This is a genomic window from Haloarcula ordinaria (assembly GCF_029338275.1).
In the GTDB taxonomy this organism is placed as follows: domain Archaea; phylum Halobacteriota; class Halobacteria; order Halobacteriales; family Haloarculaceae; genus Haloarcula; species Haloarcula ordinaria.
Map to the genome: position 1 here is coordinate 1,908,444 of NZ_CP119789.1, position 24,983 is coordinate 1,933,426.

The 24,983-nt window shown below is 67.7% G+C and carries 29 protein-coding genes; 16 read left to right on the forward strand and 13 right to left on the reverse strand.

The features are described 5' to 3' along the window. Nucleotides 1-3: 3 nt before the first annotated feature. Both P1L41_RS10110 and P1L41_RS10115 read right to left on the reverse strand, forming a co-directional pair. Nucleotides 4-1,698 carry a hypothetical protein gene (locus P1L41_RS10110; RefSeq protein WP_276295607.1) on the reverse strand — a complete coding sequence of 565 codons (1,695 nt, stop codon included), beginning with the start codon at nt 1,696-1,698 and terminating at the stop codon, nt 4-6. Further along, a complete protein-coding gene (locus P1L41_RS10115; RefSeq protein WP_276295608.1) occupies nt 1,695-2,972 on the reverse strand; it encodes a Single-stranded DNA binding protein in 1,278 nt (425 codons plus the stop codon). Before P1L41_RS10115 ends, P1L41_RS10110 begins: the two co-directional genes overlap by 4 nt. Nucleotides 2,973-3,261: 289 nt before the next feature. Between P1L41_RS10115 and P1L41_RS10120 the strand changes: the two genes are divergently transcribed. The 4 genes from P1L41_RS10120 to P1L41_RS10135 all read left to right on the forward strand — a co-directional run bounded on the left by P1L41_RS10120 (nt 3,262) and on the right by P1L41_RS10135 (nt 6,328). Continuing rightward, the gene (locus P1L41_RS10120) at nt 3,262-3,720 is read left to right on the forward strand and encodes a hypothetical protein (RefSeq protein WP_276295609.1); all 459 of its coding nucleotides are present in this window, start codon (nt 3,262-3,264) and stop codon (nt 3,718-3,720) included. A gap of 64 nt (nt 3,721-3,784) precedes the next feature. Next, nucleotides 3,785-5,362, forward strand: a complete 1,578-nt coding sequence (locus tag P1L41_RS10125; protein ID WP_276295610.1) for a Na+/H+ antiporter NhaC family protein — start codon at nt 3,785-3,787, stop codon at nt 5,360-5,362. Then, a complete protein-coding gene (locus tag P1L41_RS10130) occupies nt 5,359-5,619 on the forward strand; it encodes a DUF7513 family protein (protein ID WP_276295611.1) in 261 nt (86 codons plus the stop codon). The genes P1L41_RS10125 and P1L41_RS10130 overlap by 4 nt, the downstream gene beginning before the upstream one ends. 49 nt (nt 5,620-5,668) lie before the next feature. Continuing rightward, the gene (locus tag P1L41_RS10135; protein ID WP_276295612.1) at nt 5,669-6,328 is read left to right on the forward strand and encodes a 2,5-diamino-6-(ribosylamino)-4(3H)-pyrimidinone 5'-phosphate reductase; all 660 of its coding nucleotides are present in this window, start codon (nt 5,669-5,671) and stop codon (nt 6,326-6,328) included. A 74-nt stretch (nt 6,329-6,402) separates the two neighbouring features. On the opposite strand, the gene P1L41_RS10140 is transcribed toward P1L41_RS10135, so the two are convergent. From P1L41_RS10140 to P1L41_RS10150, 3 genes are all read right to left on the reverse strand, one after another. After that, nucleotides 6,403-6,690 (reverse strand): DUF7545 family protein, encoded by a 288-nt coding sequence (locus tag P1L41_RS10140; protein ID WP_276295613.1) that lies wholly within the window; start codon nt 6,688-6,690, stop codon nt 6,403-6,405. A gap of 76 nt (nt 6,691-6,766) precedes the next feature. Next, nucleotides 6,767-7,231, reverse strand: a complete 465-nt coding sequence (locus tag P1L41_RS10145; protein ID WP_276295614.1) for an SRPBCC domain-containing protein — start codon at nt 7,229-7,231, stop codon at nt 6,767-6,769. A 67-nt stretch (nt 7,232-7,298) separates the two neighbouring features. Continuing rightward, the gene (locus tag P1L41_RS10150; protein ID WP_276295615.1) at nt 7,299-8,348 is read right to left on the reverse strand and encodes an NAD(P)/FAD-dependent oxidoreductase; all 1,050 of its coding nucleotides are present in this window, start codon (nt 8,346-8,348) and stop codon (nt 7,299-7,301) included. Nucleotides 8,349-8,450: 102 nt separating this feature from the next. On the opposite strand from P1L41_RS10150, the gene P1L41_RS10155 reads away from it, so the two are divergent. The 3 genes from P1L41_RS10155 to P1L41_RS10165 all read left to right on the forward strand — a co-directional run bounded on the left by P1L41_RS10155 (nt 8,451) and on the right by P1L41_RS10165 (nt 10,228). Continuing rightward, nucleotides 8,451-8,735 (forward strand): DUF357 domain-containing protein, encoded by a 285-nt coding sequence (locus P1L41_RS10155; protein WP_276295616.1) that lies wholly within the window; start codon nt 8,451-8,453, stop codon nt 8,733-8,735. Between the two features lie 236 nt (nt 8,736-8,971). After that, entirely contained in the window at nt 8,972-9,943 is a 972-nt protein-coding gene (locus tag P1L41_RS10160) for a transcription initiation factor IIB (RefSeq protein ID WP_276295617.1), read from the forward strand. 105 nt (nt 9,944-10,048) lie between these two features. Further along, complete coding sequence (locus tag P1L41_RS10165; RefSeq protein ID WP_276295618.1) at nt 10,049-10,228, forward strand: DUF7836 family putative zinc-binding protein; 180 nt, start codon at nt 10,049-10,051, stop codon at nt 10,226-10,228. Here P1L41_RS10165 and P1L41_RS10170 read toward each other — a convergent pair whose 3' ends face one another. Further along, on the reverse strand, nt 10,229-10,633 hold the full coding sequence (locus tag P1L41_RS10170) for a translation initiation factor IF-2 subunit beta (RefSeq protein ID WP_276295619.1): 405 nt from the start codon (nt 10,631-10,633) through the stop codon (nt 10,229-10,231). It lies immediately after the preceding gene. A 187-nt stretch (nt 10,634-10,820) separates the two neighbouring features. On the opposite strand from P1L41_RS10170, the gene P1L41_RS10175 reads away from it, so the two are divergent. After that, a complete protein-coding gene (locus P1L41_RS10175) occupies nt 10,821-11,057 on the forward strand; it encodes a UPF0058 family protein (RefSeq protein ID WP_276295620.1) in 237 nt (78 codons plus the stop codon). Nucleotides 11,058-11,120: 63 nt separating this feature from the next. Here P1L41_RS10175 and P1L41_RS10180 read toward each other — a convergent pair whose 3' ends face one another. Together P1L41_RS10180 and P1L41_RS10185 are read right to left on the reverse strand one after the other, a co-directional pair. Beyond that, entirely contained in the window at nt 11,121-11,570 is a 450-nt protein-coding gene (locus P1L41_RS10180) for a DUF555 domain-containing protein (RefSeq protein WP_276295621.1), read from the reverse strand. A gap of 67 nt (nt 11,571-11,637) precedes the next feature. Then, nucleotides 11,638-12,261 carry a uracil-DNA glycosylase family protein gene (locus P1L41_RS10185; RefSeq protein ID WP_276295622.1) on the reverse strand — a complete coding sequence of 208 codons (624 nt, stop codon included), beginning with the start codon at nt 12,259-12,261 and terminating at the stop codon, nt 11,638-11,640. Nucleotides 12,262-12,373: 112 nt separating this feature from the next. Between P1L41_RS10185 and P1L41_RS10190 the strand changes: the two genes are divergently transcribed. Next, nucleotides 12,374-13,924 (forward strand): acyl-CoA carboxylase subunit beta, encoded by a 1,551-nt coding sequence (locus P1L41_RS10190; RefSeq protein WP_276295623.1) that lies wholly within the window; start codon nt 12,374-12,376, stop codon nt 13,922-13,924. A 2-nt stretch (nt 13,925-13,926) separates the two neighbouring features. After that, complete coding sequence (locus tag P1L41_RS10195) at nt 13,927-14,235, forward strand: DUF8022 family protein (protein WP_276295624.1); 309 nt, start codon at nt 13,927-13,929, stop codon at nt 14,233-14,235. Between the two features lie 3 nt (nt 14,236-14,238). Here P1L41_RS10195 and P1L41_RS10200 read toward each other — a convergent pair whose 3' ends face one another. Beyond that, the gene (locus P1L41_RS10200; protein ID WP_276295625.1) at nt 14,239-15,153 is read right to left on the reverse strand and encodes an ADP-ribosylglycohydrolase family protein; all 915 of its coding nucleotides are present in this window, start codon (nt 15,151-15,153) and stop codon (nt 14,239-14,241) included. Between the two features lie 87 nt (nt 15,154-15,240). On the opposite strand from P1L41_RS10200, the gene P1L41_RS10205 reads away from it, so the two are divergent. Continuing rightward, on the forward strand, nt 15,241-17,082 hold the full coding sequence (locus P1L41_RS10205) for an acetyl-CoA carboxylase biotin carboxylase subunit (RefSeq protein ID WP_276295626.1): 1,842 nt from the start codon (nt 15,241-15,243) through the stop codon (nt 17,080-17,082). Nucleotides 17,083-17,145: 63 nt separating this feature from the next. Continuing rightward, nucleotides 17,146-18,075, forward strand: coding sequence for a biotin--[acetyl-CoA-carboxylase] ligase (locus P1L41_RS10210; RefSeq protein WP_276295627.1), 930 nt, complete (start codon nt 17,146-17,148; stop codon nt 18,073-18,075). Between the two features lie 35 nt (nt 18,076-18,110). On the opposite strand, the gene P1L41_RS10215 is transcribed toward P1L41_RS10210, so the two are convergent. The 4 genes from P1L41_RS10215 to P1L41_RS10230 are packed head-to-tail and all read right to left on the reverse strand — an operon-like array spanning nt 18,111 to nt 21,507. Beyond that, nucleotides 18,111-18,587, reverse strand: coding sequence for a universal stress protein (locus P1L41_RS10215; RefSeq protein WP_276295628.1), 477 nt, complete (start codon nt 18,585-18,587; stop codon nt 18,111-18,113). Between the two features lie 56 nt (nt 18,588-18,643). After that, complete coding sequence (locus P1L41_RS10220; protein ID WP_276295629.1) at nt 18,644-19,666, reverse strand: amidohydrolase family protein; 1,023 nt, start codon at nt 19,664-19,666, stop codon at nt 18,644-18,646. A gap of 20 nt (nt 19,667-19,686) precedes the next feature. Continuing rightward, on the reverse strand, nt 19,687-20,910 hold the full coding sequence (locus P1L41_RS10225; protein ID WP_276295630.1) for an HD domain-containing protein: 1,224 nt from the start codon (nt 20,908-20,910) through the stop codon (nt 19,687-19,689). 42 nt (nt 20,911-20,952) lie between these two features. Beyond that, entirely contained in the window at nt 20,953-21,507 is a 555-nt protein-coding gene (locus tag P1L41_RS10230) for a protein-tyrosine phosphatase family protein (protein ID WP_276295631.1), read from the reverse strand. A gap of 126 nt (nt 21,508-21,633) precedes the next feature. Here P1L41_RS10230 and cofD point away from each other — a divergent pair, with 126 nt between their 5' ends. Genes cofD through P1L41_RS10250 form a run of 4 tightly spaced genes read left to right on the forward strand, consistent with a single transcriptional unit; the run spans nt 21,634 to nt 24,813 of the window. Next, entirely contained in the window at nt 21,634-22,626 is a 993-nt protein-coding gene (gene cofD, locus P1L41_RS10235; RefSeq protein WP_276295632.1) for a 2-phospho-L-lactate transferase, read from the forward strand. After that, a complete protein-coding gene (locus P1L41_RS10240; protein ID WP_276295633.1) occupies nt 22,626-23,372 on the forward strand; it encodes a tRNA-dihydrouridine synthase in 747 nt (248 codons plus the stop codon). Before cofD ends, P1L41_RS10240 begins: the two co-directional genes overlap by 1 nt. After that, nucleotides 23,345-24,208 (forward strand): triphosphoribosyl-dephospho-CoA synthase, encoded by an 864-nt coding sequence (locus P1L41_RS10245; RefSeq protein WP_276298455.1) that lies wholly within the window; start codon nt 23,345-23,347, stop codon nt 24,206-24,208. Before P1L41_RS10240 ends, P1L41_RS10245 begins: the two co-directional genes overlap by 28 nt. Then, nucleotides 24,205-24,813 carry a DUF447 domain-containing protein gene (locus tag P1L41_RS10250; protein WP_276295634.1) on the forward strand — a complete coding sequence of 203 codons (609 nt, stop codon included), beginning with the start codon at nt 24,205-24,207 and terminating at the stop codon, nt 24,811-24,813. Before P1L41_RS10245 ends, P1L41_RS10250 begins: the two co-directional genes overlap by 4 nt. Nucleotides 24,814-24,983: the final 170 nt, after the last annotated feature.

The window sequence follows — 24,983 nt, forward strand, 5'->3', positions numbered from 1 at the left end:
GCCTCAGATGGGGGTCAGTTTGCCGTCTTCGGGTTCGTAACAGCGCCCGCCCATCAGCGCGTCCTGGATGGCGTCCGAGACGGCCTCGGGGTCGGCGCCGTGTCGGTCGACGACCGTGGCGACCAGCTCCTCCCGGTCGGCACCGGCGCCGTCGTTCAGCTCCTTCATCGCGTCCATCACGGCGTCCTCGAGGTTCAGATCTGCCGTCGGTTCGGCGTCACCGGCAGGTTCGGTCGCCGCCTCGGGGTCCTCGTCACCGTCGCCAGTCGACGGCGCCGGCTCCGGTTCGCTCGAATCCGTCGCGTCCGCCGCCGTCGTGTCCGGGCTCGCAGCGTCGGCTGTCCCGGCGCTGTCTTCGGACTCGGTGGACGCACGTTCGACCGTTTCGGGGTCCGGCGTCTCGATGTCGGCCTCACCGGGGTCGTCGACGTCCGTCCCGCTCTGGAACTCCGTCCCGAACTCCGATTCGATCTGCTCGCGCTCGTCGTCGTCGAGTTCGAACTCCGGCTCGAAGTCCCCGAGGTCATCGTCCTCGGAAGCCGATTCCGGCTCGGATTCGGTGCTCGTCGGCGCTGCGTCGGTCGCAACCGACTCCCCGTCGGGTTCCGGCGCCTCCGTATCAGCACCCGCGGACTCGGTGACCGTGCCAGAGGCAGGGTCCGGCGTCGGTTCCGTCGTGTGCTCGACTGCTTCGTCGGTCTCTGTGTCGGGCTCCGGTGTGTCTGGTTCGACGGCCGATTCGTCCGCCGTTGCGGTCTCGGTCGGCGTCTCGTCACTTGGCTGTGCTCCGTTCGACTCGCTGGCGACACTCGCCGCAGACTCGGACGCAGTCGCTTCGGCGGGCTCCGAGTCTGGCTGAGTGGCACTCGACTCGCTCGCCGCTACGCTCTCGCCGCTTTCCGCGGTCGCCGCCTGCGGTGCTGCCGGCTCGGTACTCGATTCGTCCGCTGTCTCTGGCACGGAGACGTCGACGTCGGCCAGCAGGGGAATCGGGTCGTCCGTGCCGTCGCCGGGTCGCATCGACACGCCGCGTGCTTCGTCCCGTTCACCGGTCACGACGCGGGCCGAATCGAGGGCCGTCTCCCGGAGCGCCTGGAGGTAGTCGCCGGTCGTCCCGTAGTGGTCCAGCGCCAGGGTGATGCCGGCGGCCTGGGCCTCGGTGTAGCCGTTCTCCTCGAGCGCCGCTCGCAGTTCGTCACCCGCGAGCCCTGTCGCCTTGGCGCTGGCCAGCAGGCCGATGCGTTCGACGGTCTGCTCGGCGGCCTGGACCACCCAGCGGTCCCGCGTCTCGGCGTCGACCTCGCTGATGCTCTCCGGGCGAATCGAGGTGTACACCCGGTCGCTGTCTTCCGGTTCGAAGGTCCGCGCCTTGCCCGTCACGGCGACGAACGTCGGCGGCTCGGCCGATTCGAGGAAGGCCAGCGCCTCGGGCTGGTACTGGCCGGCGTAGACGACGAACGCACCGGTCGAGTCGGCGACTCGCGCCCGCAGCACCTCCTGGTTGACCGATTCTATCTCGGTCAGCACGCCGACCGCGAACAGGCGGTTGACCCGCGCGCCCGTCGGCGTGACGACGTAGTTCGGGGCCCGCTCCTCGTCGGACTCGGAGTACGAGAAGTCGGCCTCGTCGAACTCCGCCGCGAACAGCCGGTAGGCGACTTCGCGGAGGCGCGGCTCGTCGTCGCCGTTGGCGCTCATGCGTCCACCTCCTCGAGGAACGCCGCGGCGCGCGTCGCGGGGTCGTCGTCCGCCGGCGTGAACGCCGACGCGTTGTGGTTGACGCCGTACTCGTCGATGGACAGCGAGCCACGGACGACGTACTCCCGGCCGACGATGCGCTCGGCGATGCGGTCGGCGACGACTGACTTGTCCATCGCGTCCCGCGCGTGCTCGCGAGCATCGTCGATGTCGCCACCGTACACCGTCTCCGTCAGGTCCGCGTCGAGGATGACCGTCGCGGTGGCCGTCCCGTCGTCGAGGATGGCCTTCGTCCGGAGGTCGTCTTCCCCCTCGACGGTGCCGTGGGTCCGGCACTGCCCGTTCTGGATGACGCGACTGCACTCCGGACAGCGTTCGATGAGGCCCGACCCGTCGCGGACCTCGATGACGTTGCCCTGGAGTTCGACGTCGAACATCCCGCCTCCGTCGATGGCGTCGCGGATTCGCATCCTGGGGGCGCTGTCCGTCGCTTCGACCGGTGTCTCCAGCGGCGTGACCGTCGAGAACTCCGAGATGTTGACCGCCGGAGCGCTGCGGAAGTCACGGACGAAGGTCTCTTCGAGGCGGACGGATGCCCCTTCGGTAATCTCGTCGTGCGGCTCCCAGTCGGTAAAGGGCGTCCGGCCGCTCTCGTCGCCCAGGACGCCGCTCAAGATGGTCGTCTCGCCGTCGCGGCCGTTGATGACCTTCTCCTCACATTCGAGTACTCTCACCTCGACGTTGATGCCGCGGTCACCGATGGTGATCTCGCTCAACTGGCGGTCGCCGCCGACATCGGCGTCGATGGCCAGCGCCTCGTCGAGGACTGTCGCCTGCGTGCTTCCGCCCAGGTTGAGTTCGGGGTTCCCCTCGTACTCACGGATACTCGCGTTCCCGAGCCTGACGGTCTGTCCCGGGACGAGGTCGCCGTCGAAGCCGTCCCAGGCCGTGTAGGAAATCGTCCCCGACTCGTCGGCGAGCTCGCCCTCGCGGATGCGCTGTTCCTCGTCGTTGTACTGGATGGTCCGGCGGCCGGCGGTCAGGACCACGGCTGTGACGGTCACGTTCGAATCGCTTGGAGTCACGTCGGCGATGGCCTTGCTCTGCGTGGCGTCGCCGCCGCCAGAGCCGCCGCCGTACTTCCGCCTGACGCTCTGCTTGGCTTCGTCCATCGGCACGGAGTACGTGACGAGGTTCTCCAGGTCGCGCGTGACCTCCTCTTTGTCGACGCCGAGGTCGGAGGCGAGTTCCTCGGCATGGTCTTCGAGAGACATCGAGCGGAGGTTCGGCGGGGGCATGCAAAAGGGTTTGTGGGGTGTGTGAATCGGTGCGCGCTCGTATCGGCGTCTCCGGACGAACGTCCGTCCCCGGAGCGGGCCTGTCGAGTCCCGTTCCCACTGCTCGTTTCTGCCGAGTTGCCAGTTTCCCACACCCTTATCTGCCAGAGTCGCGTCACCGTGCGTATGGCTCGCACGTGCGACCCGGCCCGGGTCACCGAGGTTCGCACCGTGCGACACGCCGTCGCGAGCGGGCGTCTGGCGCCCGACGACGGGGTGAACTGACGTGGGCGGTATCTTCGGCTCGAAACCGTCAGACGCCCACGTCATCTGGCGGACCGGGCGGGACGACGACGGGAAGAAGAAGTTCGACTTCGAGTACCTGCAGCTCTGGGCCGCTCACTTCGGCGTCGACTACGAGGAGTGGACCCGGACCGACCACGACCGGAGCGACGAACCGCGAGCCCAGCACGCCTGCGTGTTCAACTGGGCGACGACCGGCGGGCAGGAGATATCGCTGGGCGACGCCAACTGGACGATGGGGACACAGGAAAAACCGCGGACGTTCGTCGAGATAGACGAGGCAGGTGTCGCCCGCTTCAAGGGGTGGTCGTCCGACGCCGTCCTCGACGTGGCCGAGCTCGTCATCGACGGCACGAGGTTCAAGCTGAAGACGGTCGACGGAGTGGTCAGGGAGCTCGACGCGACGGCGCTGGCGGAGCGGCCGGACGAGGCGTCGGGCTGACGCCCCGGGACTTCAGACGCGGGAACCGGCACATTTGTGTGGGCAGTCCGAGCATGGCCCAGATATGTCGGAACGGGACGAGAACGATTCGGGTTCGGTCACGGACTCACTGGATATCGACGTAGCGGGCGGGATACAGAGCGACCCAACCATCGACTTCTACGGTGGGAAGCTGGTCAGCGCGCTCCCGATAGGGCTGTTCATCGTGTGGGCGATCGTCCAGAGCGGGCTGCTCGGCATCTCCGACACGACGGGGCTCGTCGCCGGGATGCTCTTGGCGCTCATCGTCGGGATGTTCTTCGTCAAGGGCGACTGGAAGACCTACGCGAACACCATCTTCGAGGGGATGACCCAGCGGGTCGCGGCGACGGCCATCGTCGCCTGGCTGTGGGCCGGGATGTTCTCGGCGACTATCCAGGCCGGCGGGTTCGTCGGCGGGCTCGTCTGGGCGGCCAACGCGGTTGACATCGGCGCGGCGCTGTTCCCCGCGGCGACGTTCGTCCTGGCGGCGCTCCTCGCGACGGGCATCGGCACCGGCTACGGGACCACCGTCGCGTTCACCACGCTGTTCTTCCCGGCGGGCATCCTGCTGGGAGCGAGCCCCGTCCTCGTCTTCGGGGCCATCCTCTCCGGGGCGGTGTTCGGAGACAACCTCGCGCCGGTCAGCGACACCACCATCGTCAGCGCCGTCACGCAGGACTCCGACATCGGCGGCGTCGTCGCCTCGCGGTTCAAGTACGCCATCCTCCCGGCTATCGTCGCCCTCGGCGCGTACATCGTCGCCGGGAGCATGATGTCGGGCATCGAGGTGGCGGGCGACGCGGCCGCGGTGTTCGTCGCGAGCGCCGAGCCGGCCGGCCTGCTCCATCTGGTCTCGATGGGCGTCGTCATCGCCACGGCCGTCCGGGGCCGGCACATCGTCGAGGCCATCTCGTGGGGCCTGGTCGTCGCCGTCGCGGCGAACCTCGTCTTCGGCCTCGCCAGCCTCTCGGAGATGCTCGTCTTCCGCGCCCCCGCGCGCTCGAGCGTCGCCCAGTCGCTCTCGGGGCTCCCGGTCGTCGAAGTGGTCGACGCGAGCGCCTCCCCCGGCGTGGGCGGGAGCATCTACAACGGCGCCCAGGGCTTCTTCCCGCTCATCGTCCTGACGTTGCTCATCGTCGCCGGCGCTCGCATCATGATTCGGGGCGGCGGCTTCGCCGCATTGCAGGACTGGCTGCTCGACCACGTCGCGACGACGGTCACCCGGGCCGAGACGACGATGGTGCTCGGGACCGCGACGGTCAACGCGATGATTACCATCAACACCGCCGCGGAAATCGCTATCGCCCCGTACGTCTCGACCATCGGCCGGCGGTTCAACCTCAACGGCTACCGCCGGGCGAACATCCTCGACGCCAACACCTCCGCGCTGGGCTACATCTTCCCGTGGGCCGGCGGCGTCCTGGTCGGCATCGCGGCTATGCAGGGACTGCCGGATGCCTACCCCTGGTTCGAACAGTCGATGCTCATCAACCCCGTCGCCGTGGTGCCCTTCGTCTTCCACGGCTGGTTGCTCCTGGTGACGTTCCTGCTGGCCGCCTGGACTGGATTTGGCCGCGAGTACGTCTCCGACCGCGAGTCCGAGGAGGTGGCGCGGGTATGAGCCTCCTCGAGAAGTACTTCGCCGGGTGGCAGTTCCGGTCGAAGACGCCGACGTTCGAGCCGGGTGACGTCATCGTCGCGTTCGTCACGCGGACGGACGGCGACCGGAGCATCGTCCGCATCGGCGACTCGCTGCTCACGCTCGACCAGCACGTCCCCGCCGACACGCGGGTCCGACTCCGGGTGACCGACTTCGAGACGTCGTCGAACGAGGGTCGGGCGGAACTGGTCGAGACGCTCGACACCGCCACCTTCTGAGACGGCCGGAACCGAAAGTCGGTTCTGCGGGTGTGGACTACCCCGTCGTATGCACGTCGTCGTCAACGCCGCGATGAGCGCCGACGGGAAGCTCTCCTCGCGGCGGCGCGAGCAGATCGCCATCTCGGGGCCCGAAGACTTCGACCGGGTCGACCAGCTGCGGGCCGACTGTGACGCCGTGATGGTCGGCGTCGGGACGGTCATCGCCGACGACCCGTCGCTGACCGTCAAGGACGCCGACCGCCGGGAGGCACGTCGGAAGCGGGGCGAGTCGCCGAACCCCGCTCGTATCGTCGCCGACTCCCGAATCAGGACGCCGCCGGACGCGACGGTCCTCGACGGCCAGGCCGAGACGTATCTGCTCGTCAGCGAGGCCGCTCCGACGGACTTCATCGAGCAGATGGAGGAGACGGGCGCCTACGTCCTCGCGGCGGGCGAAGACCAGGTGGACCTCACGACGTCGCTCGGGAAACTCGAGGGCGAGGGCATCGAGACACTGCTGGTCGAGGGCGGCGGGGAACTCATCTTCGGCCTCGTCGCGGAGGGGCTGGTCGACGAGCTCTCCGTGTTCGTCGGGCCGAAACTCATCGGCGGGCGTGACGCGCCGACGCTGGCCGACGGCGACGGGTTCGTCGAGGAGTTCCCGTCGCTCGATCTCGACGAGGTAGAGCGCCTCGACGACGGCGTCCTGCTGACCTGGACGCTCTGACCGGCGGGACGGCGCTGTCGCTCGGTTCACAGGTCGCTGAGAAGCGCACGTCTGTGGCCGGTGCCGCGGCCCGCTCAGTGGTCGTGGCCGGTCAGTTCGCCGAAGGTCGTCCCGAAGCGCTCCTCGAACAGGTCGAGCGTCTGCTCCTCGAGGGCGGCGATTTCGGCGTCCGGTTCGCCCTGGGCGTGGTGGACTGCGCTGTGGATACGCTGGGCGAGGCCGAACATCGCGAGGTCACCGATGACCTGGGGGTCCGTCTCGTCGTCCGTCTCCCGGAGGATGTCGAGCAGGCCGCTCGGGACCGTGAGCTCGTCTGTGGCGTCGTCCGTCTCGATAGTCAGCGTGACAGTGTCGCTTGCCATGCGAACTGGTTCGGACACGCGACGGAAGGGTCTGTCGGGTCAGTGCTACGCCGTCGCAATCCTGGCACGGGCGAGGCTACGCCGTGGCGTGCTCGCCGACGTAGGGGTCGTTCCCCGTCGTCTCGGCGCGGAGCTTGAGCGCCTCGTTCATCGCTTCGAAGCCGCGGCGCGTGCCGTCGACGTCGAGGACGAGGCCGACGAGGAGTCCCGAGAACGACTCGCCGTGGTGGAGGCGCGTGCGGTTCTCGCCGAGTGCTTCGAGTCTGAACTCGTGGCGGCCGTCCAGCAGGCCGGGGACGAACAGTCTGCCGAGCCACTCGAGGTGTTCGTTCGGCGTGGCGGCGGTGACGCGTGGCTTGAACGTCATCTCGCGACTCCCCGGCGGGTCGAGTCTGACTTCGAGTCGCTCGCCCTCGGTGGGCGTCCCGGAGATCCGGGTCACGAACGAGTTCCACTCGGGGTACGCGTCGAAGTCGACGAGCGTCGCCCACACAGCGGACGCGGGGGCGTGGATATCGATGGTCGTCTCGATGGTTTTCATTGCCGTTATAACGCGCCCAGAGGAGATAAAGAGTGACTGATAGAATTGCACGCCTCGCCGGTGGCGCTCAGTCGTCGGCTTTCGCGGCCGCTTCCGACTCCGAGTCCGCAGTCGTGTCCTCGAGGTCCTCGAGGTAGTCGTCGGCGTCCAGCGCGGCCTTCGAGCCGTCGCCGGCGGCGGTGACCGCCTGCTGGTAGTGGAAGTCGACGACGTCGCCGGCCCCGAACAGCCCCTCGACGTCCGTCGCGGTCTGGCCGGCGCCCTTGCCGCCCTTCGCGACGATGTAGCCCGTCTCGTCGAGCTCGACGCCGGTGTCCTGGAGGTAGTCGGTGTTGGGCGTGTGGCCGATGGCGACGAACACCGCGCCGACCGACTGGTCGAACGTCTCGGTCTCGGGGTCGTCGAGTTTCTCCGAGGGGTACCCCGACTCGTTTCGCGCGAGCGTGACGTGGTCGACGCCGTCCTCGGCGGAGCCGTGTATCTCGAGCAGTTCGGTGTTTCGCAGTATTTCGACCTCGCCTTCGTCGACTTTCTTCTGAATCTTGTCGATCCAGTAGTCCTCGGCGCGGAACTCCTCGCGCCGGTGGGCGATGTACACCGTGTCGGCGAACTTCGTGAGGAAGTGCGCCTCCTCCATCGCGGCGTCGCCGCCGCCGACGACGAGCATGTCTTCGCCGCGGAAGAACGCCCCGTCACAGGTCGCACACGTCGAGACGCCGTAACCCATCAGGTCGTCCTCACCGGGGACGCCCAGCGTGCGGGCGCTCGCCCCCGATGCGGCGATGAACGCGTCGGCGGTGTAGACCGTGCCGTCGCGCAGTTCGACGCGGAACGGGCGCTCGCTGTCGTCGATGTCGGTGACGATGCCGTGCTCGATTTCGGTGCCGAAGCGCTCGGCCTGCTCTTTCATCCGGTTGATGAGGTCCGGACCCGAGAGCCCCTCGGGGAAGCCGGGGTAGTTCTCGACCTCGCTGGTGAGTGTCAGCTGGCCACCCGGTTCGTCGCCTTCGAGGACCAGCGGCTCGTTGTTGCTCCGGGCGGCGTAGATGGCGGCCGTCAGTCCGGCGATTCCCGACCCGGCGATGATGAGTCGTCGGTGTTCTACTGGCTCAGTCATGCCCACAGATACTGTCCACGGGGGTAATTATTTTGCGCTGTCGAGTCGGGACCGCACACGCCCGCCGACACCCTTAGGCACCGCCCCCCGCTCGGTCAGGGTATGCCCGCCGACCTCGAAGAGAAGACCGACCGCTACGAGGGACTGCTCGCCGAGGCACTGGACGCCGCGGCCGTCGCACCGCCAGAGGGGACGCCGATGCACGACGCCGCGCTCGAATGCCAGGAGATGGCGTCGTCGTATCTCGAAGACGGCCGCCACTTCCGGGCCGACGAGGACCCGGTCAACGCGCTCGCTTCCTTCTCGTACGGGCACGCGTGGCTGGACGCAGGCGCACGGATCGGCCTGTTCGACGTGCCGACCGAGGGCCACCTGTTCACTGTCTGACCAGGTTCGCATCGTGGGTGGTCTCTGCGTCTGTGTCGTCACTCGTGAATCGTCCTAACTCCCAGTTGGCGCCGAACGTGGCGCGGGCGCTCGATTCGGTCACCCGACCGCAGTCATGCGATTTGTTATCACGAATACCAAAAGGTTTATAAACTTTTCTCCCTTACTATAGGTAAGACGCCAGCGGGGAGTACTTTTTACCATTACGCCCCCGGCAGAATGAGAGGTCCCCAATCATGAGTGAATCCCCAGTACGAACCAGCACCCACGAGAAGACGAGCGAGAAAGAGGTCGAACGCAAGGAGACAGAGCGGATAGACGTCTGTCCGGAGTGTGGCGGCAATCTCCTGACGGACGCCGAACACGGCGAGACGGTCTGCCAGGACTGCGGCCTCGTCGTCGAGGAGGACGAGATCGACCACGGGCCCGAGTGGCGGGCCTTCGACTCCTCGGAGAAGGACCGCAAGTCCCGCGTCGGTGCGCCGACGACGAACATGATGCACGACAAGGGGCTGTCGACGAACATCGGCTGGCAGAACAAGGACGCCTACGGGCGGTCGCTCTCGAGCGAGCAGCGCCAGAAGATGCAGCGCCTGCGCACCTGGAACGAGCGGTTCCGCACCCGCGACTCCAAGGAGCGCAACCTCAAGCAGGCGCTCGGCGAAATCGACCGCATGGCCTCCGCGCTGGGGCTTCCCCAGAGCGTCCGTGAGACCGCGAGCGTCATCTACCGCCGTGCCCTCGGCGAAGACCTGCTGCCCGGCCGGTCTATCGAAGGCGTCGCGACGTCGGCGCTGTACGCCTCGGCCCGGATGGCGAGCAACCCCCGGTCGCTCGACGAGATGGCCGTCGTCTCCCGCGTCGACAAGATGGAGCTGACCCGGACCTACCGCTACATCGTGCGCGAACTCGGCCTGGAAGTCCAGCCAGCTGACCCGGAGCACTACCTGCCCCGGTTCATCTCCGAGCTGGGCCTCAGCGACGAGTCCGAGCGCCAGGCCCGTGACCTCGTCGAGAACGCCCGGAAGGCCGGGCTGCTCTCCGGGAAGTCACCGGTGGGCCTCGCCGCGGCCGCCGTCTACGCCGCCGCGCTGCTGACCAACGAGAAGGTCACCCAGAGCGAGGTCAGCGAGGTGGCCAACATCTCCGAAGTCACCATCCGCAACCGCTACAAGGAGCTGCTCGAAGCCGAGAACGTCCCGGCGTAAGCCAGTCGCGACTCTCTCTCTCATCCGCCGGTTTATTTCACCAAGATTTTCAGAACAGTTGACAGTAAACTTTTATACGACGCCCAGTGTGTGTCATCATCATACATGGAGGAAGCGTACGTCCGTCTGCTCTGTCCCGAGTGCAAGAAGGGCTGGGAGTCGACGCCCACCCAGTTGCCGCCCCACACGACCACCTATCACTGTCCCAACTGTCACGCGAGCCGGCGGCTCGCGGAGTTCACCCGGACCGACCGCGACCTTCAGACGCTGAAGGGGTTGCAGTAACTACTCGCCCGTCGCCGTCCGCGCGCCGCAAGCCGCACACCGGAGGACCTCGACCCCGTTCTCGCGGTCGAGTCGCGTGTCCGGGAGGCCACATTCCGAACAGCGAACGTACGCGTCGAAGTACGCGTCGATGGCCCGGTCCAAGCGCTCGCTCCCGAACGACCCGGCCAGTCGGGCCCGGCCGCTCTCGTCGATGTGTCCGCTCGTCCCCAGCTCCCTCTGCAGGTACTTCAGCACGTGGTCCGGGTCTCTGTCGAGTCGGTCGCACACCGCCCGGAAGTTCTCGAACACCGTGACTCTCCCCTCCTGGCGGACATCCGTATCGGGGAGCTCGAACCGTTCGTCCGTGGCCTCGACGTCGGGCGTCTCGTCGAGCACCTTGTCGAGTTGCTCCTCGTAGTCCATATCGTACACTTGATCACTGGTCGAAAAAAGCGCTTCCAATCCCGCCGACTGGCGTCCCCGTCTGTCGGAACCGGGCAGCAGAGAACCGGCTGTAGACGGCCTGAGTATAACGATTGTTGATTTTAGAAGTGTGTTAACCTTCGTCAGAGTAGTACTATAAACTTCGAGTTATTAGACTGCGGTGACTATGAAGAAGCAGGAGCTCATCCATCTTCACGGCCTGCTTGCACAGGTACAGAACCACTACGAGGCCGACGCAGCCACCGAAGTCGAGCACGACGAGTACGAGACACTGGGCGTGAAGCCGACATCGATCCACAAGTCGAAGACCGACCACAAGGCCGCCGTCTTCGCCCTCGTCGACGGCATCACCTCCGAGATGACCGACGACGCGAAAGAACCCGTTTCTGCCGCCGCGGACTGATTCCCTCTCCTCTCCCGCCCAGGACGACCGATAGCGAGACCCCTCTGTCCAATCCGTTTGCAGTTACTCGTCGATGAGCTCCTCGAACTCCGGCAGCACCTCGTCGTCGCCGTCGCCCGCGACGACCGGTTCTTCCTCCTCGGCCTCCTCTGACCCGTCGGACTCCGATTCGTCGTCGACGACCTCCTCGATAGCCACGACGTCGAGCGGGATGCTCTCCAGGCGCTGTCCGATCTCCTTCCGGGCAATGCGGGCCGCGTGCTCGTCGCGCTCGACGTTGAACACCGTCATCTCCAGCTCGAGGGCGACGAGACTCTCGTCGGCCGCGATGAACGCCGGTTCGAGCGCGTCGCCACAGTGGGGGCAGTGGCGCTCGCTCATGTTTATCTCGACGTAGTTGAGATCCGGGTTCAGCATCTCGCCGGTCTTCGAGATGGCGATGCGAACCGCTTCGTCCGGGTTCGAGACGTCGTAGACAGGAACTGCCGCCTCAACGACAACTCTACAGTCCATACGTGTATGTTTGTTGTCCTATAGTAAGAAGGTTGGCCCGCAGTGACACGGTGACGTCGACCGCGTGTCAGCGGACGCGCCAGAGCGAGTCTCCGGGCAGAAATCGGCCGAGTTCGGCCTCCTGCCGGTAGTCCGTCTGGAGCAGCGCTCGGAGGGCGGCGACGAGTTCCGACTCGTCGTCGTCCGTCCAGCTGGCGGGGTCCTTGATGGGGTAGACCAGCCACCCGCTCCCTTTGACCTCCGTCGCGTGGAGGGCGTCCATGTCGACGTCGGCTGTCGGCTCTGCAGTCATGTTCGCGAAGACGTGTCTCGTCGCCCGTTCGCCGACCGGCAGCAGGACGTGGGAGGTGATAGCCCGAACTTCGGTGTCGAACATCGGTTCGTGGTCCGCGTAGTCGTCCTCGGTCGGGACACGGTCACCACACAGGAACAGATACGAGAGGTAGGTCTTGTCGACTGTCGGCGGTGTCCCGGCCTCCGTCAGGAGCCCGCCGGCGACGAGCGCTCGCTGGAGGCGCTCTGCGGCGGGCGTCCCGGTGAACGGAATCCCCGACTCGCTGCCGCCGTGGACGGCGGGGTGGTCGCCGATGACGTGGAAGTCCGCGTTCGCGTCGCCGTAGCCCGGCACGAACGGCTCACACGGCGGCTCGAAGCCAAACGGATTGTGCTGTGTTGCCGTGATATTCTTCACGCGAGAGAGCAGGGAACAGGAGAGGAAAACTCCGACGGTTCGCACCGGTAACGTTTTTCTCGGATGCACTCCACGGGACCGGTATGTCCTGGTCCCGGAGCCGTGATGTCGCGTGAACCACGACGAACGCGTCGAGGACCTCCGCGAGCGGAAGGCGGAGGCGGAGCGCGGCGGCGGCGAGGAACGCATCGAGTCCCAGCACGAGAAGGGCAAACTCACCGCCCGCGAACGTATCGACTACTTCCTCGACGACGGCTCGTTCGTCGAGATCGACGCCCTGCGTGAGCACCGCTCGACCAACTTCGACATGGCCGAGCGGGAGGCCCCCGGCGACGGCGTGGTCGTCGGCTACGGCGCGGTCAACGGCGACCGCGTCTACGTCTTCGCCCACGACTTCACCGTCTTCGGCGGGTCGCTCGGCGAGGCGTTCGCCCAGAAGGTCTGTAAGGTGATGGACAAGGCCATCGAGAACGGCGCGCCGATAATCGGACTGAACGACTCCGCGGGCGCCCGCATCCAGGAGGGTATCGACTCCCTGGCTGGCTACGCCGACATCTTCCACCGTAACCAGCAGGCCAGCGGCGTCGTCCCACAGATATCGGCCATCATGGGTCCCTGTGCCGGCGGCGCGGTCTACTCACCGGCCATCACCGACTTCGTCTACATGGTCGAGGAGACCAGCCACATGTTCATCACCGGACCGGACGTCATCGAGACGGTCACCGGCGAGGAGGTCGGCTTCGACGAACTGGGCGGCGCACAGACCCACGCGACCGAGTCCGGCGTGGCGCACTTCACCGCCGCCGACGAGAAGGCCGCGATGGACGAGATTCGCTACCTCCTCTCCTATCTCCCCCAGAACAACGTCCAGGACCCGCCGAGTGTCGACCCCTGGGACGACCCGGACCGCCGCGACGAGTCGCTGGTCGAGACGGTGCCCGACCAGCCACAGAAGCCCTACGACATGGTCGAGGTCGTCGACGGCATCGTCGACACCGACTCCTTCTTCGAGGTCGCTGAGGGGTTCGCCCGGAACATTGTCACCGGCTTCGCCCGGCTGGACGGCCACAGCGTCGGCGTCGTCGGCAACCAGCCCCGGGTCAACGCCGGGACGCTGGACATCGACGCCTCGCGGAAGGCCGCCCGGTTCGTCCGCTTCTGTGACGCCTTCAACATCCCCATCCTGACGTTCGTCGACGTGCCGGGGTTCATGCCCGGCAAAGACCAGGAACGAAACGCCATCATCAACCACGGCGCGAAACTGCTGTACGCCTACTCCGAGGCCACCGTCCCGCTGTTGACGGTCATCACGCGCAAGGCATACGGCGGCGCGTACGACGTCATGGCCTCGAAGCACATCGACGCCGACATGAACTACGCGTGGCCCACCGCCGAAATCGCCGTGATGGGCCCACAGGGTGCCGTGAACGTCCTCTACGGCGACGAACTGGCCGACGCGGACGACGTCGAGGCCCGCCGCCAGCAGCTCATCGACGAGTACCGCGACGCCTTCGCGAACCCCTACATCGCCGCCAAGCGCGGGTTCGTCGACGACGTTATCGAACCACAAGAGACTCGGCCGCGACTCATCGAAGACCTCGACCTCCTCCGAGGGAAACGGAAGGACCAACCCGACCGCAAACACGGGAACATCCCACTGTAACCATGGCCACAGACACAGCACCCGACTCCGCCGACGTCGACGTCGAGCTCGTCAAAGCGGTCGCGGACGCGCTCCCGGACGCCGCCGACGACGAGGCTGCGGCCATCGCCGTCGCCATCGGGGCGCACATGACCGACCAGCAGCGGGCCGCGGCGGCCGCGGCCGCCGCCGCGGGCGACGACCCGACCTGGGACGGCAAGGAGTGGACGTTCTCGAAGCGGGTCGCGGACACACAACGGCGCCACGTCACAGTTCCAGCAGACGCACCGACGGACCCCTGGAGCGCCGCCGGTCGAACCGACCGGATGTAGAAGCTACCCTGCCTGGTCGGCCAGCCGTTCGGCGAGGGCCGCTGCCTCGTCCCGGACAGTGAGCTCGTTGAGCCACGCTGCCGGGAGGCTCTCCGCCCCGAACCGGGCCCCGGCGACGGCCCCTGCGACGGCGCCGACGGTGTCGGTGTCCCCGCCGTTGTTGACCGCCGTGACGATGGCCTCTTCGGCTGTCTCCGCCAGCAGCGCGTGCCCGACGCCGGCCTCCAGGGTGTCGACGACGTAGGCGGTCACGGGGAGCATCGTCGGGTCCGTCGTGGTCGACGCCTCCCGGAGGGCGACCGTGACAGCCGCGGGCGCGTCGTCGCTCAGTCGCTCGAGCGCCATCGACACCGGGTCCGCTTCCCCCCGGAGGAAGCCGGCGACGACCAGGTTCAGCGCCGAACACCCGTGGGTACAGCGCGGGTCCCAGTGGGTCAGTCGCGAGGACGCCACACTCGTCTCGACGAGCGTCTCGGCGTCCGTCGCGTACCGTATCGCCAGTGGTGCACAGCGCATCACGCTGCCGTTGCCGGCGTTCTGCCCTTCGGGACTCTGCGTCCAGACGTGTTCGGCGGCCTGGTCCCACGGTTCGCCGGTCGCGACGCGGGAGAGCACCCGCCTCGTCATCCCGCCGATACCCGTCGGGTCGCCCTCGAACCACTCCGCGAACCGCCGGGCGGCGTCGTCCGGATGGAACCCGTCCGACTCCACGAGGCTCCGGGCGAGACACAGGGCCAGCTCCGTGTCGTCGGTCACCTCACCGGCCGGCAGGCCGTGAATCCCACGGTCTTGCATCTCCGTCAGGCGGCCGTGTTCGCTGGCGATGCGTGACCGCGGCCACCCTTCGACCGGCCGGCCCAGGGCGTCGCCACACGCCAGTCCGAGCAACGTTCCGCGAGCGCGCGCTGTGATATCCATAGAGCGTCCACTCTATACGAGAGACGACGGAGCGACGATATTACAGTTCCGCCTAGTTTTATGAGGTGAGTCTCGGTAAGGAGGCATATGTTCGACAAGGTACTCGTCGCGAACCGCGGGGAGATCGCGGTACGGGTCATGCGTGCCTGCGAGGAGTTGGGAATCGGGACGGTCGCCGTCTACTCCGAGGCCGACAAGCACTCCGGCCACGTCAGGTTCGCCGACGAGGCGTACAACGTCGGACCAGCGCGAGCGGCGGACTCTTATCTCGACCAGGACGCCATCGTCGACGCTGCACACCAGGCCGACGCCGACGCCATCCACCCCGGCTACGGCTTTCTGGCGGAGAACGCGGACTTCGCCCGCAAGGTCGAAGCCGCGGACGGCCTCACCTGGATCGGTCCGGCCGGCGACGCGATGGAGGCGCTGGGCGAGAAGACGAAGGCCCGGAAGATCATGCAGGAGGCCGACGTGCCCATCGTCCCTGGGACGACCGACCCCGTCGATGACCCCGACGAGGTCGAGGCGTTCGGCGAGGAACACGGCTTCCCGGTGGCCATCAAAGCCGAAGGCGGTGGCGGTGGCCGCGGGATGAAGATCGTCCAGAGCCCCGACGAGATAGAAGAGCAGCTCGAATCCGCGAAACGTGAGGGCGAGGCCTACTTCTCGAACGACTCCGTCTACCTCGAACGTTTCCTCGAGAACCCGCGCCACATCGAGATCCAGATCATCGCCGACCACGACGGCAACGTCCGCCACCTCGGCGAACGCGACTGTTCGCTCCAGCGCCGCCACCAGAAGGTCATCGAGGAGGGGCCTTCACCGGCCCTGTCGGACGAACTCCGCGAGACGATTGGCGAGGCCGCCCGCCGGGGCGTTCGTGAGGCTGACTACTACAACGCCGGCACCGTCGAGTTCCTCGTCGAGGAGGACACCGACCGCGAACCAGGAGAGGTGCTGGGGCCCGACACGAACTTCTACTTCCTCGAGGTCAACACCCGTATCCAGGTCGAACACTGCGTCACCGAGGAGATAACGGGCATCGACATCGTCAAGTGGCAGATCCGGGTCGCCCAGGACGAGAACCTGAGTTTCGCCCAGGACGACGTGGCGGTCGACGGCCACGCGATGGAGTTCCGCATCAACGCCGAGAACGCCGCCAAGGACTTCGCCCCGGCCAACAGCGGCTCGCTCGAGGTCTACGACCCGCCGGGCGGTATCGGTGTCCGGATGGACGACGCGCTGCGGCAGGGCGACGACCTGGTCACGGACTACGACTCGATGATCGCGAAACTCATCGTCCACGGCTCCGACCGCGACGAGGTCATCACGCGCGGGAAACGCGCGCTCGGAGAGTTCGACATCGAGGGCTTCCCGACGGTCATCCCGTTCCACCGCCTGATGCTCACCGACGAGGTGTTCGTCGGCGGCACGCACACGACGAAGTACCTGGACAACACGCTCGAGAAAGAGCGAATCGAGGCCGCACAGGAGAAGTGGGGCCACGACTCTGACTCGGCGGCCGACGAGGACGAGGAGGTCGTCGAACGCGAGTTCACCGTCGAGGTCAACGGCAAGCGCTTCGAGGTCGATCTCGAGGAGCGCGGCGCCCCGCCAATCAACGTCGGTGACGTCGACGCGGGCGGCACAGACCGTCCGGACCGTCCGGCAGCGGGCGGTGGCGGTGGCGGCGGGTCCGGTGGGTCCAGCGCGGAAGGTGAGCAGGTCACCGCCGAGATGCAGGGGACTATCCTGGAGGTCAACGTCGACGAAGGCGACGAGGTAGAGGCCGGCGACGTGCTCTGTGTCCTGGAGGCGATGAAGATGGAGAACGACATCGTCACCGAGCGCAGCGGCACCATCAACGAGGTGGTCATCGGCGAGGGCGAGTCCGTCGACATGGGCGACCTCATGTTCGTCATCGGCTAACTGTTCGGTCGTCGGGTCACTCTCGCCACGCGGTTTTTATCTCCCCCTGTCGAACCGTCGAGTATGAACGAGACACGACACCGGGTTCTGGAGGCGCTGGCCGACGGGCCGGTCTCCGGGCCGGCACTGGCCGAGGCGCTCGGCGTCTCCCGTGCGGCCGTCTGGAAGCACGTCGAGGGACTGCGCGAGAGCGGATTCGACGTCGAGAGCGGGGACGACGGGTACCGGTTGGCGTCGGTCCCGGAGTTCGGCGGCGCCGCAGTAGCGTACGAGCTCGGCGCCCCCTTCGAGGTCGAGTACCACGACAGCATCCCGAGCACGAACGCCCGCGCTCGCGACCTGGCTGCCGAGGGAGCGACCGACGTGGTGGTGCTGGCCGACGAACAGACCGGCGGCCGCGGCCGACTCGACCGCGCGTGGTCGTCGCCGAGCGGCGGCATCTGGCTCTCGTTGCTCTTCCGTCCGGACGCGCCGATGGCGCACGCCCCGGTGTTCACGCTCGCCGCAGCCGTCGCCGTCACCCGGGCCGCTCGCGGGGCCGGCGTCGACGCCACCATCAAGTGGCCGAACGACGTGCTCGTCGACGACCGGAAGCTCGTCGGTATCCTCACCGAGATGGAGGGCGAGGCCGACCGCGTCTCCTGGGTGGTCGTCGGCATCGGTATCAACGCGAACGTCGACCCTGCGGCCCTCCCGAGCGACGCCGACCCGACGAGTCTCGAGGCCGAGCGCGGGAGCCCGGTCGACCGGCGGTCATTCACGCAGCGCGTCCTCGAGGAGTTCGACGCGCTCCGACAGTCGCCCGAGACGGTCGTCGACGCCTGGCGAGAGTACGCGACGACGCTGGGTCGGCGCGTTGGCGTCGAGACACCGAGTGGCACCGTCGAGGGCGAGGCCGTCGATATCGAGTTCCCCGGCGCGCTCGTCGTCGAGACAGATACCGGCCGGGTGACTATCACGGCCGGCGACTGTGACCACCTCCGCCCGGTCTGAGCGCCGAACGGGCGGGAGATGCTGTCCGGACTCCGTCAGTTCGCGGTTTGCACGGCCGACTCGGGGTCGTCGCGCAGCTTGCCGCGGCCGACCGGGACCGTGACGACCGGGACGTGTGACCGCCTGATGACGCGTTCGGCGACGCTACCGAGCAGGAGCCGATCGAGCCCGCCGCGGCCGTGCGTCCCCATGACGATGACGTCACAGTCGGTCTCGACGGCGTACTCCAGTATCTCGTTGGTCGGGTCGCCCTCGACCATCCTGCCCTCGACGACGACCTCCCGCTCGTCGTACGCTTCCAGTTCGTCGAGCGCCAGCTCGCCCTCCTCCCTGAGCATCTGCGTGAGACCCTCCCACGAGTTGTCGGCCGGTAACGCCGAGAAACGGCCGGTGTCGACCACGTAGAGACCGTGGACCGTCGCGCCGTGGGTCTTCGCGAGCGAGACGGCGTGCTCGATGACGTGCTCCATCTCCTCCGAGCCGTCGGTCGGCAGCAGTATCCGGTCGTACATACGTTCCTGTTGGTCAGGTAACAGCATAGGTGTTTGGTGCGTGGTAGCACACGAGACTACGACTCGGGGAGGACCACGCGCTTGACGTCACTCGTCCCTGCCCGCCGGACGACTGCCCGGACGGGGTTCTGCGCGCCAGCCAGGTTGTCCGAATTCCCGTCGAGCACGGTCAGCCGTGCCGGGCGGCCGACTTCGAGGACACCGCAGTCGAGCCCGGCGAGTTCGGCCCCGTTGCCCGTCGCCATGGCCAGGACCTCGTGGGCAGTCAGGTCGTACAGCTTCGCGGTGAACTCCATCTCGCGGAACATCGAGGGACTGTTGAGGAACACGTTGTCAGTCCCGAGCGCGACTGTCGTCCGCTCGATGAGCTCCTCGACGGGCGGGAGGCCCACGTCGGTGACGAGGTTCGAGCGGGGACAGACCGCGACGGGCATCCCGCTGTCTTCAACCCGGTTGAGGTGGAGCGGTTCGGCCTGGACCAGGTGGACGAGGAAGTCGGGGTCCAGGTCGAGCGCCGGGTTGATGTCGGTGGTGTCGACCTCGCCGGCGTGGATGCCGAACAGCTTGTCCGCGCGCCGGGTCGCGCGCCGCTCGCTGGAGAAGTCGGCGTCGTTGGCGCCGCTGGCACCGAACCCGTCTGCGACTTCGAGGACGTCGACGGACTCCCGACCGAGGACGACGCTTTCGAGACGCGAGCCCTCGAGTGCATCGTCCAGTGCACGGACGCCCTCGACGCCGCCCTCGCGGAACTCGACGAACGCGCCGGTCCCCGACTGCTCCATGTAGTCGAGACTCCGTTCCATGGCCGCCACCAGTTCGCTTCGGTCGGCCTCGCGGAGCAGTCGGTGTTTCAGCCCGTCCGGCGGGGCGACGAGTTCCTCGAGACTCAGTCCCTCGCCGGCCTCCTTGGCGATGGAGTCACCGACGTGGGTGTGGGCGTTGACGAACGCCGGGAGGACGATATCGTCGCTGTACACTTCGTCTTCCTCGATCGCGACGATGCGGTCGTCCTCGACGACGACGCGGCCCTCGACCGCGTCGAACGATGGGCCGCGGAGAATCGTCCCTTCGAGTATCATAGCTAGTCCTGAACGGTCGCTCAATTAAACTCGTCGAGGGTCGCGTGGATTCCGTGCCGGACGTCCCTGACGCGAGCGCCGTCCATGTCGAGGCCGAGTTCGCGAACCGCCGCCTCACCGACCCGCTCGCTCTCTGACTCCGGCGCGTAGACCCCGAGTCGCCACTGGTCGTGCTGGGCCGCCCGAATCGCGTTGACGAGCGTCGACTGTTCGCCGAGGCGGCGCACCTCGCCGTTGACCAGAATCCGGCTCGACGACTCCTTCATCGTCGGCTCGGGCGGCACGTCGAGGATGACCGTGTCGGGGTCGACGTTGGCCGCGTCCGCGATGGCGTGTTCCAGAGCGCGGACGTCCCGGAACTCCCCATCGAGGAGGTCGTCGGGGACCGCGGGACGCTCGGCCCACACCGACCGCTTGTAGAGGTCGCGCTCGCTCAGCCGACGCGCGTATTCGGCGGTCTCTGCACAGCGCCGGAGGCGCACCAGCAGGTCCTTGTCGTCCCACCGCCGCAGGTCGTCGGCCGTCGAGTTCGTCGCCGCCAGCAGTCGCTCGGTCCCCCGCCGGAGCATCGACTTGGCGATGCGCGCGACGTGGTGCTGGTACACGGTAGGGTTCATCAACGCGCGTGCGAGCAACAGCGACTCTGCCGTCTGTACGTTCCCCTCGTCGAGCACCAGCTGGCCGTCGACGAACCGCAGTTCGCGAACGAGCCGCTCGTGGTCGATGGTGCCGTAGGGGACCCCCGTGTGGTGTGCGTCACGGACGAGGTAGTCCATCCGGTCGACGTCGAGCTCCCCGGAGACGAGCTGCCCGAGTTCTCCGTCGCCGGCCACCAGGTCGGCGACGCGGTCCGGGTTGAGCCCGTGGTCGGTCAAAACCCGTGCGACGGCCCCGCGGTCGAGCAGTTCGTGGACGTCGTCGTGGTACTTCCCGGTCTTCCGGTGGACCACGGCCTCGACGTTGTGGCTGTACGGCGAGTGACCGACGTCGTGGAGGAGTGCCGCTGCACGGACGCGCTCCGCCTGCTGCCCCTCGATACCGAGCTCCGACAGCGCCCGGTCGGCGAGGTGGTACACGCCCAGGGAGTGCTCGAACCGGGTGTGGTTCGCCGAGGGGTAGACGAGCGTCACCGTCCCCAGCTGCGCGATGTGGCGCAACCGCTGGACCGGCGGTGTCTCCAGCAGGTCGGCAGCGACGCCCTCGACCGCGATATGGTCGTGGACGCTGTCCTTGATGGTGGTCATTGTCCGGTGCTACGTCGGCCCCGCTGAAAACGATACTGACGGTCACCGTCGCGCGACGGACGCGAGCAAGGCAGTGAGGTCCGCCGGGTCGGCATTTCCCGCCTCGATGGCGTCGGACGGGTCTCGCCCCATCTCTCGGACCGTCTCGGTGGCCTTCTTGGGCCCGTAGTCCCGGTTGTACACCAGCCAGCCCGCGAGCACCTGTCCGGTCCGGCCGATACCGGCGAGACAGTGGACGACGGTGCGTTCTTCGGCGTCACGGGCGTTCGCGAGGAAGGGGAGTATCTCGCCGTTCAACTGCTCCGGCGTGGCGAGGTGGTGGTTCGGTATCGGGGCGTGACACACCTTCGATTCACCGAACGCCGACTGGTACCGAGCAACGTTCAGCCCGGTGGTGTCGAGCTGGCGGCCGGGCATGAGACAGCAGACACGCTCGATGTCACGGGCTGCCACGTAGTCGAGCCAGTCGTCGACCGCCCGCTCGTGGCCCGCGGCCGTGTGCCAGCCCGGCGCGCAGGCGCCGAAGACGAACGATTCGTCCGGGGCCGCCGGAGCGAACCGATGTGGGTTCTGTCGCTGCATGACGGCGATTGTCAATGGTCTTTCAGTCCACCATCTTGAATGTATCCGCTCGGTTCTCAGTGCTGATTCTCTCCGGGTCATCTGCGGTCTCGGTGCCCGCCAGGGGCCACGTTTATACAATCGGTCCCCCCACGTCGGCGTATGGTGACGTTCCTCGCCGGCGGGACGGGCACGCCGAAACTCCTCGCCGGCGCCGACGACGTGTTCGCGCCGGCCGAGACGACGGTCGTCGCCAACACCGGTGACGACGTCGAACTGGGCGGCCACTTGGTCTGTCCCGACCTCGACACGGTCCTCTTCCTCGCAGGCGGCGTCCTCGACCGTGAGACGTGGTGGGGTATCGCCGACGACACTGCCGAGACACACGACGAACTCCTCCGTCTGGCCGACGCCGCGGACCTGCCGAGTGGCCCGCAGTATCTCCCCGAAGACCGACAGACCGCCGGGCGTGAAATCGCCCACTGGCGCCGGTTCTCCGGCGTCGCCGAATTCATGCACATCGGCGACCGCGACCGCGCGGTCCACGTGACCCGAACCTCGCTGCTGGACGCCGGACAGTCACTGACCGAGGTCACCCGGACGCTCGCCGAGGCGTTCGACCTCACCAGAACGCTGTTGCCGATGAGCGACGACCCCGTCGCGACCATCGTCCACACCGACGACGGACCGATGCACTTCCAGGAGTGGTGGGTCGGACGCGGTGGTGACCCGCCGGTCGATGACGTCGAGTTCAGGGGGGCCGACGCCGCGACAGCGACCAACGCCGTCTTGGCGGCACTCGATGACCCTGTCGTCGTCGGGCCGTCGAACCCGGTCACGTCGCTCGGACCGATGCTCGCCGTCGAGGGCATCGAGCGCGCCCTCGCAGACACGCCAGTGGTGGCCGTCTCCCCGTTCGTCGAGGACGAGGTGTTCTCCGGGCCGGCGGCGACGCTGATGACCGGGACCGGCCGCGACCCGAGCACGGCGGGCGTCGCCGAGGCCTATCCGTTCGCCGACGCGTTCGTCCTCGACGAGGCCGACGGGACTGCGCTCGACAGGCCGGTCGTCCGGACGGATACGACACTCGACACCGAGTCGGACGCCGAACGCGTCGCTCGGGCCGTCGACGCGGTGCTCTCGGAGGTGACCTGATGTTCCAACCGCGGGTCGCGCTGGCGAGTCTCAGCGGCGAGGCCGACGCGACGTGGGCCAGAGACGGTGCCGAGCACGCCGGCTGTGCGTTCCTGGGCGGCATCTCGCTCGACGACGCGACCAGAGCGGCCGCCCGTCGACTCGTCGACCGCGACCGGTCGGAGTTCCTGCCGGACGACCCGATGGCCTTCGTCGACAGGCAGCTCGCCGCCATTCGGGACGTCCCCGTTCGCCCTGCATTCAACGTGCGGAGCACCACCACCGAGGCGACAGAGCGGGCAGCCCGGGTCTGTGCCGACCACGGTGCGATTCTCGAACTGAATGCACACTGCCGCCAGGATGAGATGTGCGCTGCCGGTGCTGGAGAGACCATCCTCCGAGACCCCGACCGACTGGCGGCCCACGTCCGGACAGCCAGCCGGGCGGGCGCGCCGGTCTCGGTGAAAGTCAGAGCGGAGGTCGACGGCGTCGACTTGGGTTCCGTGGCCGAAACGATCGACACGGCCGGTGCGTCGGCCATCCACGTCGACGCGATGGACTCCGAGGCCGTCGTCGCCGACGTCGTCGACGCTGCCTCGTTGTTCGTCATCGCGAACAACGGCGTTCGCGGGCGGGCGACCGCGCGTGAGTACCTGGAATTCGGGGCCGACGCGGTCAGCGTCGGGCGGCCGAGCGACGACCCCGACGTCCTCCGTGCGGTCCGGGAGGCCGTCGACGACTGGTTCACCCAGGAGGTGTCCCGGTGACTGGTCGTTCCGTCGCCCAGAACGCCGAACTCGCCCTGCTGCTGGAAGTCACCGGGACGCCCAAGCCGGGCAACGTTGACCGGGAGCGCGACTACGACGACCTCCGGTTCGAGCACTTCATGGCCGGCGCTGTAGGCGCACGTCCAGGTCTTGAGCTCGCGGCGGACGGCGAGCGGGTCGGCCACGCCTTCGAGCGGGCCGTCGCCGGGATGGCCGACCAGTCGGCCGGCAACACACAGTTCGGCGCGCTGCTGCTGCTGGCGCCCCTCGTCGCCGCGTCGAACGAGGACGCGCTGTCACCCGACGGTGTCGACGCTGTCGCCCGGGCGACGACGGTCGCCGACGCCGCGGACTTCTACCGGGCGTTCGAACACGTCTCCGTCGCCGTCGAGGACCCGCCCGAGGGGCTGGAACCGCTCGACGTCCGGCGGGGGAGCGACGCAATTCCGGCCCTCGAAGCACGGGACCTGACGCTGTTCGACGTGATGGAGCGAAGCGCGCCCGTCGACGGCGTCGCCGCCGAGTGGGTCGGGCAGTTCGAGCGGGTGTTCGACGCGGCCGAGTCGATTCTCGCGGATACGGGACCGGTTCCAGACCGCGCCGCGCGAGCGTTTCTCGAACTGCTGGCCGCGGAACCCGACACGTTCGTCGTCAAGCGTCAGGACAACGCGACTGCGGAGGAGGTCCAGCGACGCGCACAGGCAGTCCTCGACGGCGAGGAGGATGCCACGGAACTGGCCGCGGAGTTCGTCGAACGCGACATCAACCCGGGAACGACGGCGGACCTCGTCGCCGGGGCGCTGTTCGTCGCTCTCGACCGGGGGCTGGTCGTGTGAGCGACGACACCGAGGCGGCGGGGAGCGAAGTGGGGTGGCCGGTCGAACTGGCCGGCGTCACCGAGACCGTCGTGACGACGCTGGGGCCCAACGACCGCTGGAACGTGGCGGCGCTCGGGCTCCACGAACCCGGCGACGACGGCGTGGCGACGGCGACGACCTGGGGCCGGACCCGGACCTGGCGGAACTTCTCGGAGCGTGGGGAGGGCTACGTCCAGTTCACCCGGGACCCGGTGGACTTCGTCGAGGCTGCCCTCGCCGTGCGCGAGGAGGCTGATCCGGTGCTCGACAGCGCCGACGCGTGGGCGCGAGCGGAGGTCGACCACAGAGCAGAGGGGACCGACGCGGGAACCCAATGGGTGAGGTGGGCGCTCCGGCCCGTCGAGACAGTGGTGCGTCGTCGCGTCGTCCCCACGACCAACCGTGGACACGCGGCCGTCGTCGAGGCGACAGTAGCGGCGTCACGGCTCGATGTCGAGGCCTACGACCGCGAGACGCTGCTAGAGCGACTGCGGTACTTCGAGTCCGTGGTCGAGACCGCCGGGAGCGACCGGGACCAGGCGGCGTTCGAGCGACTCGAAGCGCTCGTGGACACGAAGTGGTAACGAACAGGCGACACAACCGGGGGACGACGTGCTGTGTCGCACTCACGCGGGACACGCCGCCGCGACGAATCAGGACACGGCCAGCGCTTGCCCCGGATTGCTTCATAAACTCTCGGCCGGATGCCAAGGCCCTGGCACGGGGTCGACTCTCGACTGGAACCGCGACATGC

Excerpts from the sequence above, each read along its gene's own strand:
- P1L41_RS10175 (WP_276295620.1), top strand. The coding sequence starts at position 10,821 with ATGAAGAAGCAGGAGCTCATCCATCTTCACGGCCTGCTTGCACAGGTA.
- P1L41_RS10215 (WP_276295628.1), bottom strand. The coding sequence starts at position 18,587 with ATGTACGACCGGATACTGCTGCCGACCGACGGCTCGGAGGAGATGGAG.
- P1L41_RS10130 (WP_276295611.1), top strand. The coding sequence starts at position 5,359 with ATGAGCCTCCTCGAGAAGTACTTCGCCGGGTGGCAGTTCCGGTCGAAG.
- P1L41_RS10140 (WP_276295613.1), bottom strand. The coding sequence starts at position 6,690 with ATGGCAAGCGACACTGTCACGCTGACTATCGAGACGGACGACGCCACA.
- P1L41_RS10150 (WP_276295615.1), bottom strand. The coding sequence starts at position 8,348 with ATGACTGAGCCAGTAGAACACCGACGACTCATCATCGCCGGGTCGGGA.
- P1L41_RS10155 (WP_276295616.1), top strand. The coding sequence starts at position 8,451 with ATGCCCGCCGACCTCGAAGAGAAGACCGACCGCTACGAGGGACTGCTC.
- P1L41_RS10200 (WP_276295625.1), bottom strand. The coding sequence starts at position 15,153 with ATGGATATCACAGCGCGCGCTCGCGGAACGTTGCTCGGACTGGCGTGT.
- P1L41_RS10135 (WP_276295612.1), top strand. The coding sequence starts at position 5,669 with ATGCACGTCGTCGTCAACGCCGCGATGAGCGCCGACGGGAAGCTCTCC.
- P1L41_RS10170 (WP_276295619.1), bottom strand. The coding sequence starts at position 10,633 with ATGGACTACGAGGAGCAACTCGACAAGGTGCTCGACGAGACGCCCGAC.
- P1L41_RS10145 (WP_276295614.1), bottom strand. The coding sequence starts at position 7,231 with ATGAAAACCATCGAGACGACCATCGATATCCACGCCCCCGCGTCCGCT.
- P1L41_RS10125 (WP_276295610.1), top strand. The coding sequence starts at position 3,785 with ATGTCGGAACGGGACGAGAACGATTCGGGTTCGGTCACGGACTCACTG.
- P1L41_RS10165 (WP_276295618.1), top strand. The coding sequence starts at position 10,049 with ATGGAGGAAGCGTACGTCCGTCTGCTCTGTCCCGAGTGCAAGAAGGGC.
- P1L41_RS10210 (WP_276295627.1), top strand. The coding sequence starts at position 17,146 with ATGAACGAGACACGACACCGGGTTCTGGAGGCGCTGGCCGACGGGCCG.
- P1L41_RS10240 (WP_276295633.1), top strand. The coding sequence starts at position 22,626 with ATGTTCCAACCGCGGGTCGCGCTGGCGAGTCTCAGCGGCGAGGCCGAC.
- P1L41_RS10115 (WP_276295608.1), bottom strand. The coding sequence starts at position 2,972 with ATGTCTCTCGAAGACCATGCCGAGGAACTCGCCTCCGACCTCGGCGTC.
- P1L41_RS10180 (WP_276295621.1), bottom strand. The coding sequence starts at position 11,570 with ATGGACTGTAGAGTTGTCGTTGAGGCGGCAGTTCCTGTCTACGACGTC.
- P1L41_RS10195 (WP_276295624.1), top strand. The coding sequence starts at position 13,927 with ATGGCCACAGACACAGCACCCGACTCCGCCGACGTCGACGTCGAGCTC.
- P1L41_RS10110 (WP_276295607.1), bottom strand. The coding sequence starts at position 1,698 with ATGAGCGCCAACGGCGACGACGAGCCGCGCCTCCGCGAAGTCGCCTAC.
- cofD (WP_276295632.1), top strand. The coding sequence starts at position 21,634 with ATGGTGACGTTCCTCGCCGGCGGGACGGGCACGCCGAAACTCCTCGCC.
- P1L41_RS10220 (WP_276295629.1), bottom strand. The coding sequence starts at position 19,666 with ATGATACTCGAAGGGACGATTCTCCGCGGCCCATCGTTCGACGCGGTC.
- P1L41_RS10225 (WP_276295630.1), bottom strand. The coding sequence starts at position 20,910 with ATGACCACCATCAAGGACAGCGTCCACGACCATATCGCGGTCGAGGGC.
- P1L41_RS10205 (WP_276295626.1), top strand. The coding sequence starts at position 15,241 with ATGTTCGACAAGGTACTCGTCGCGAACCGCGGGGAGATCGCGGTACGG.
- P1L41_RS10160 (WP_276295617.1), top strand. The coding sequence starts at position 8,972 with ATGAGTGAATCCCCAGTACGAACCAGCACCCACGAGAAGACGAGCGAG.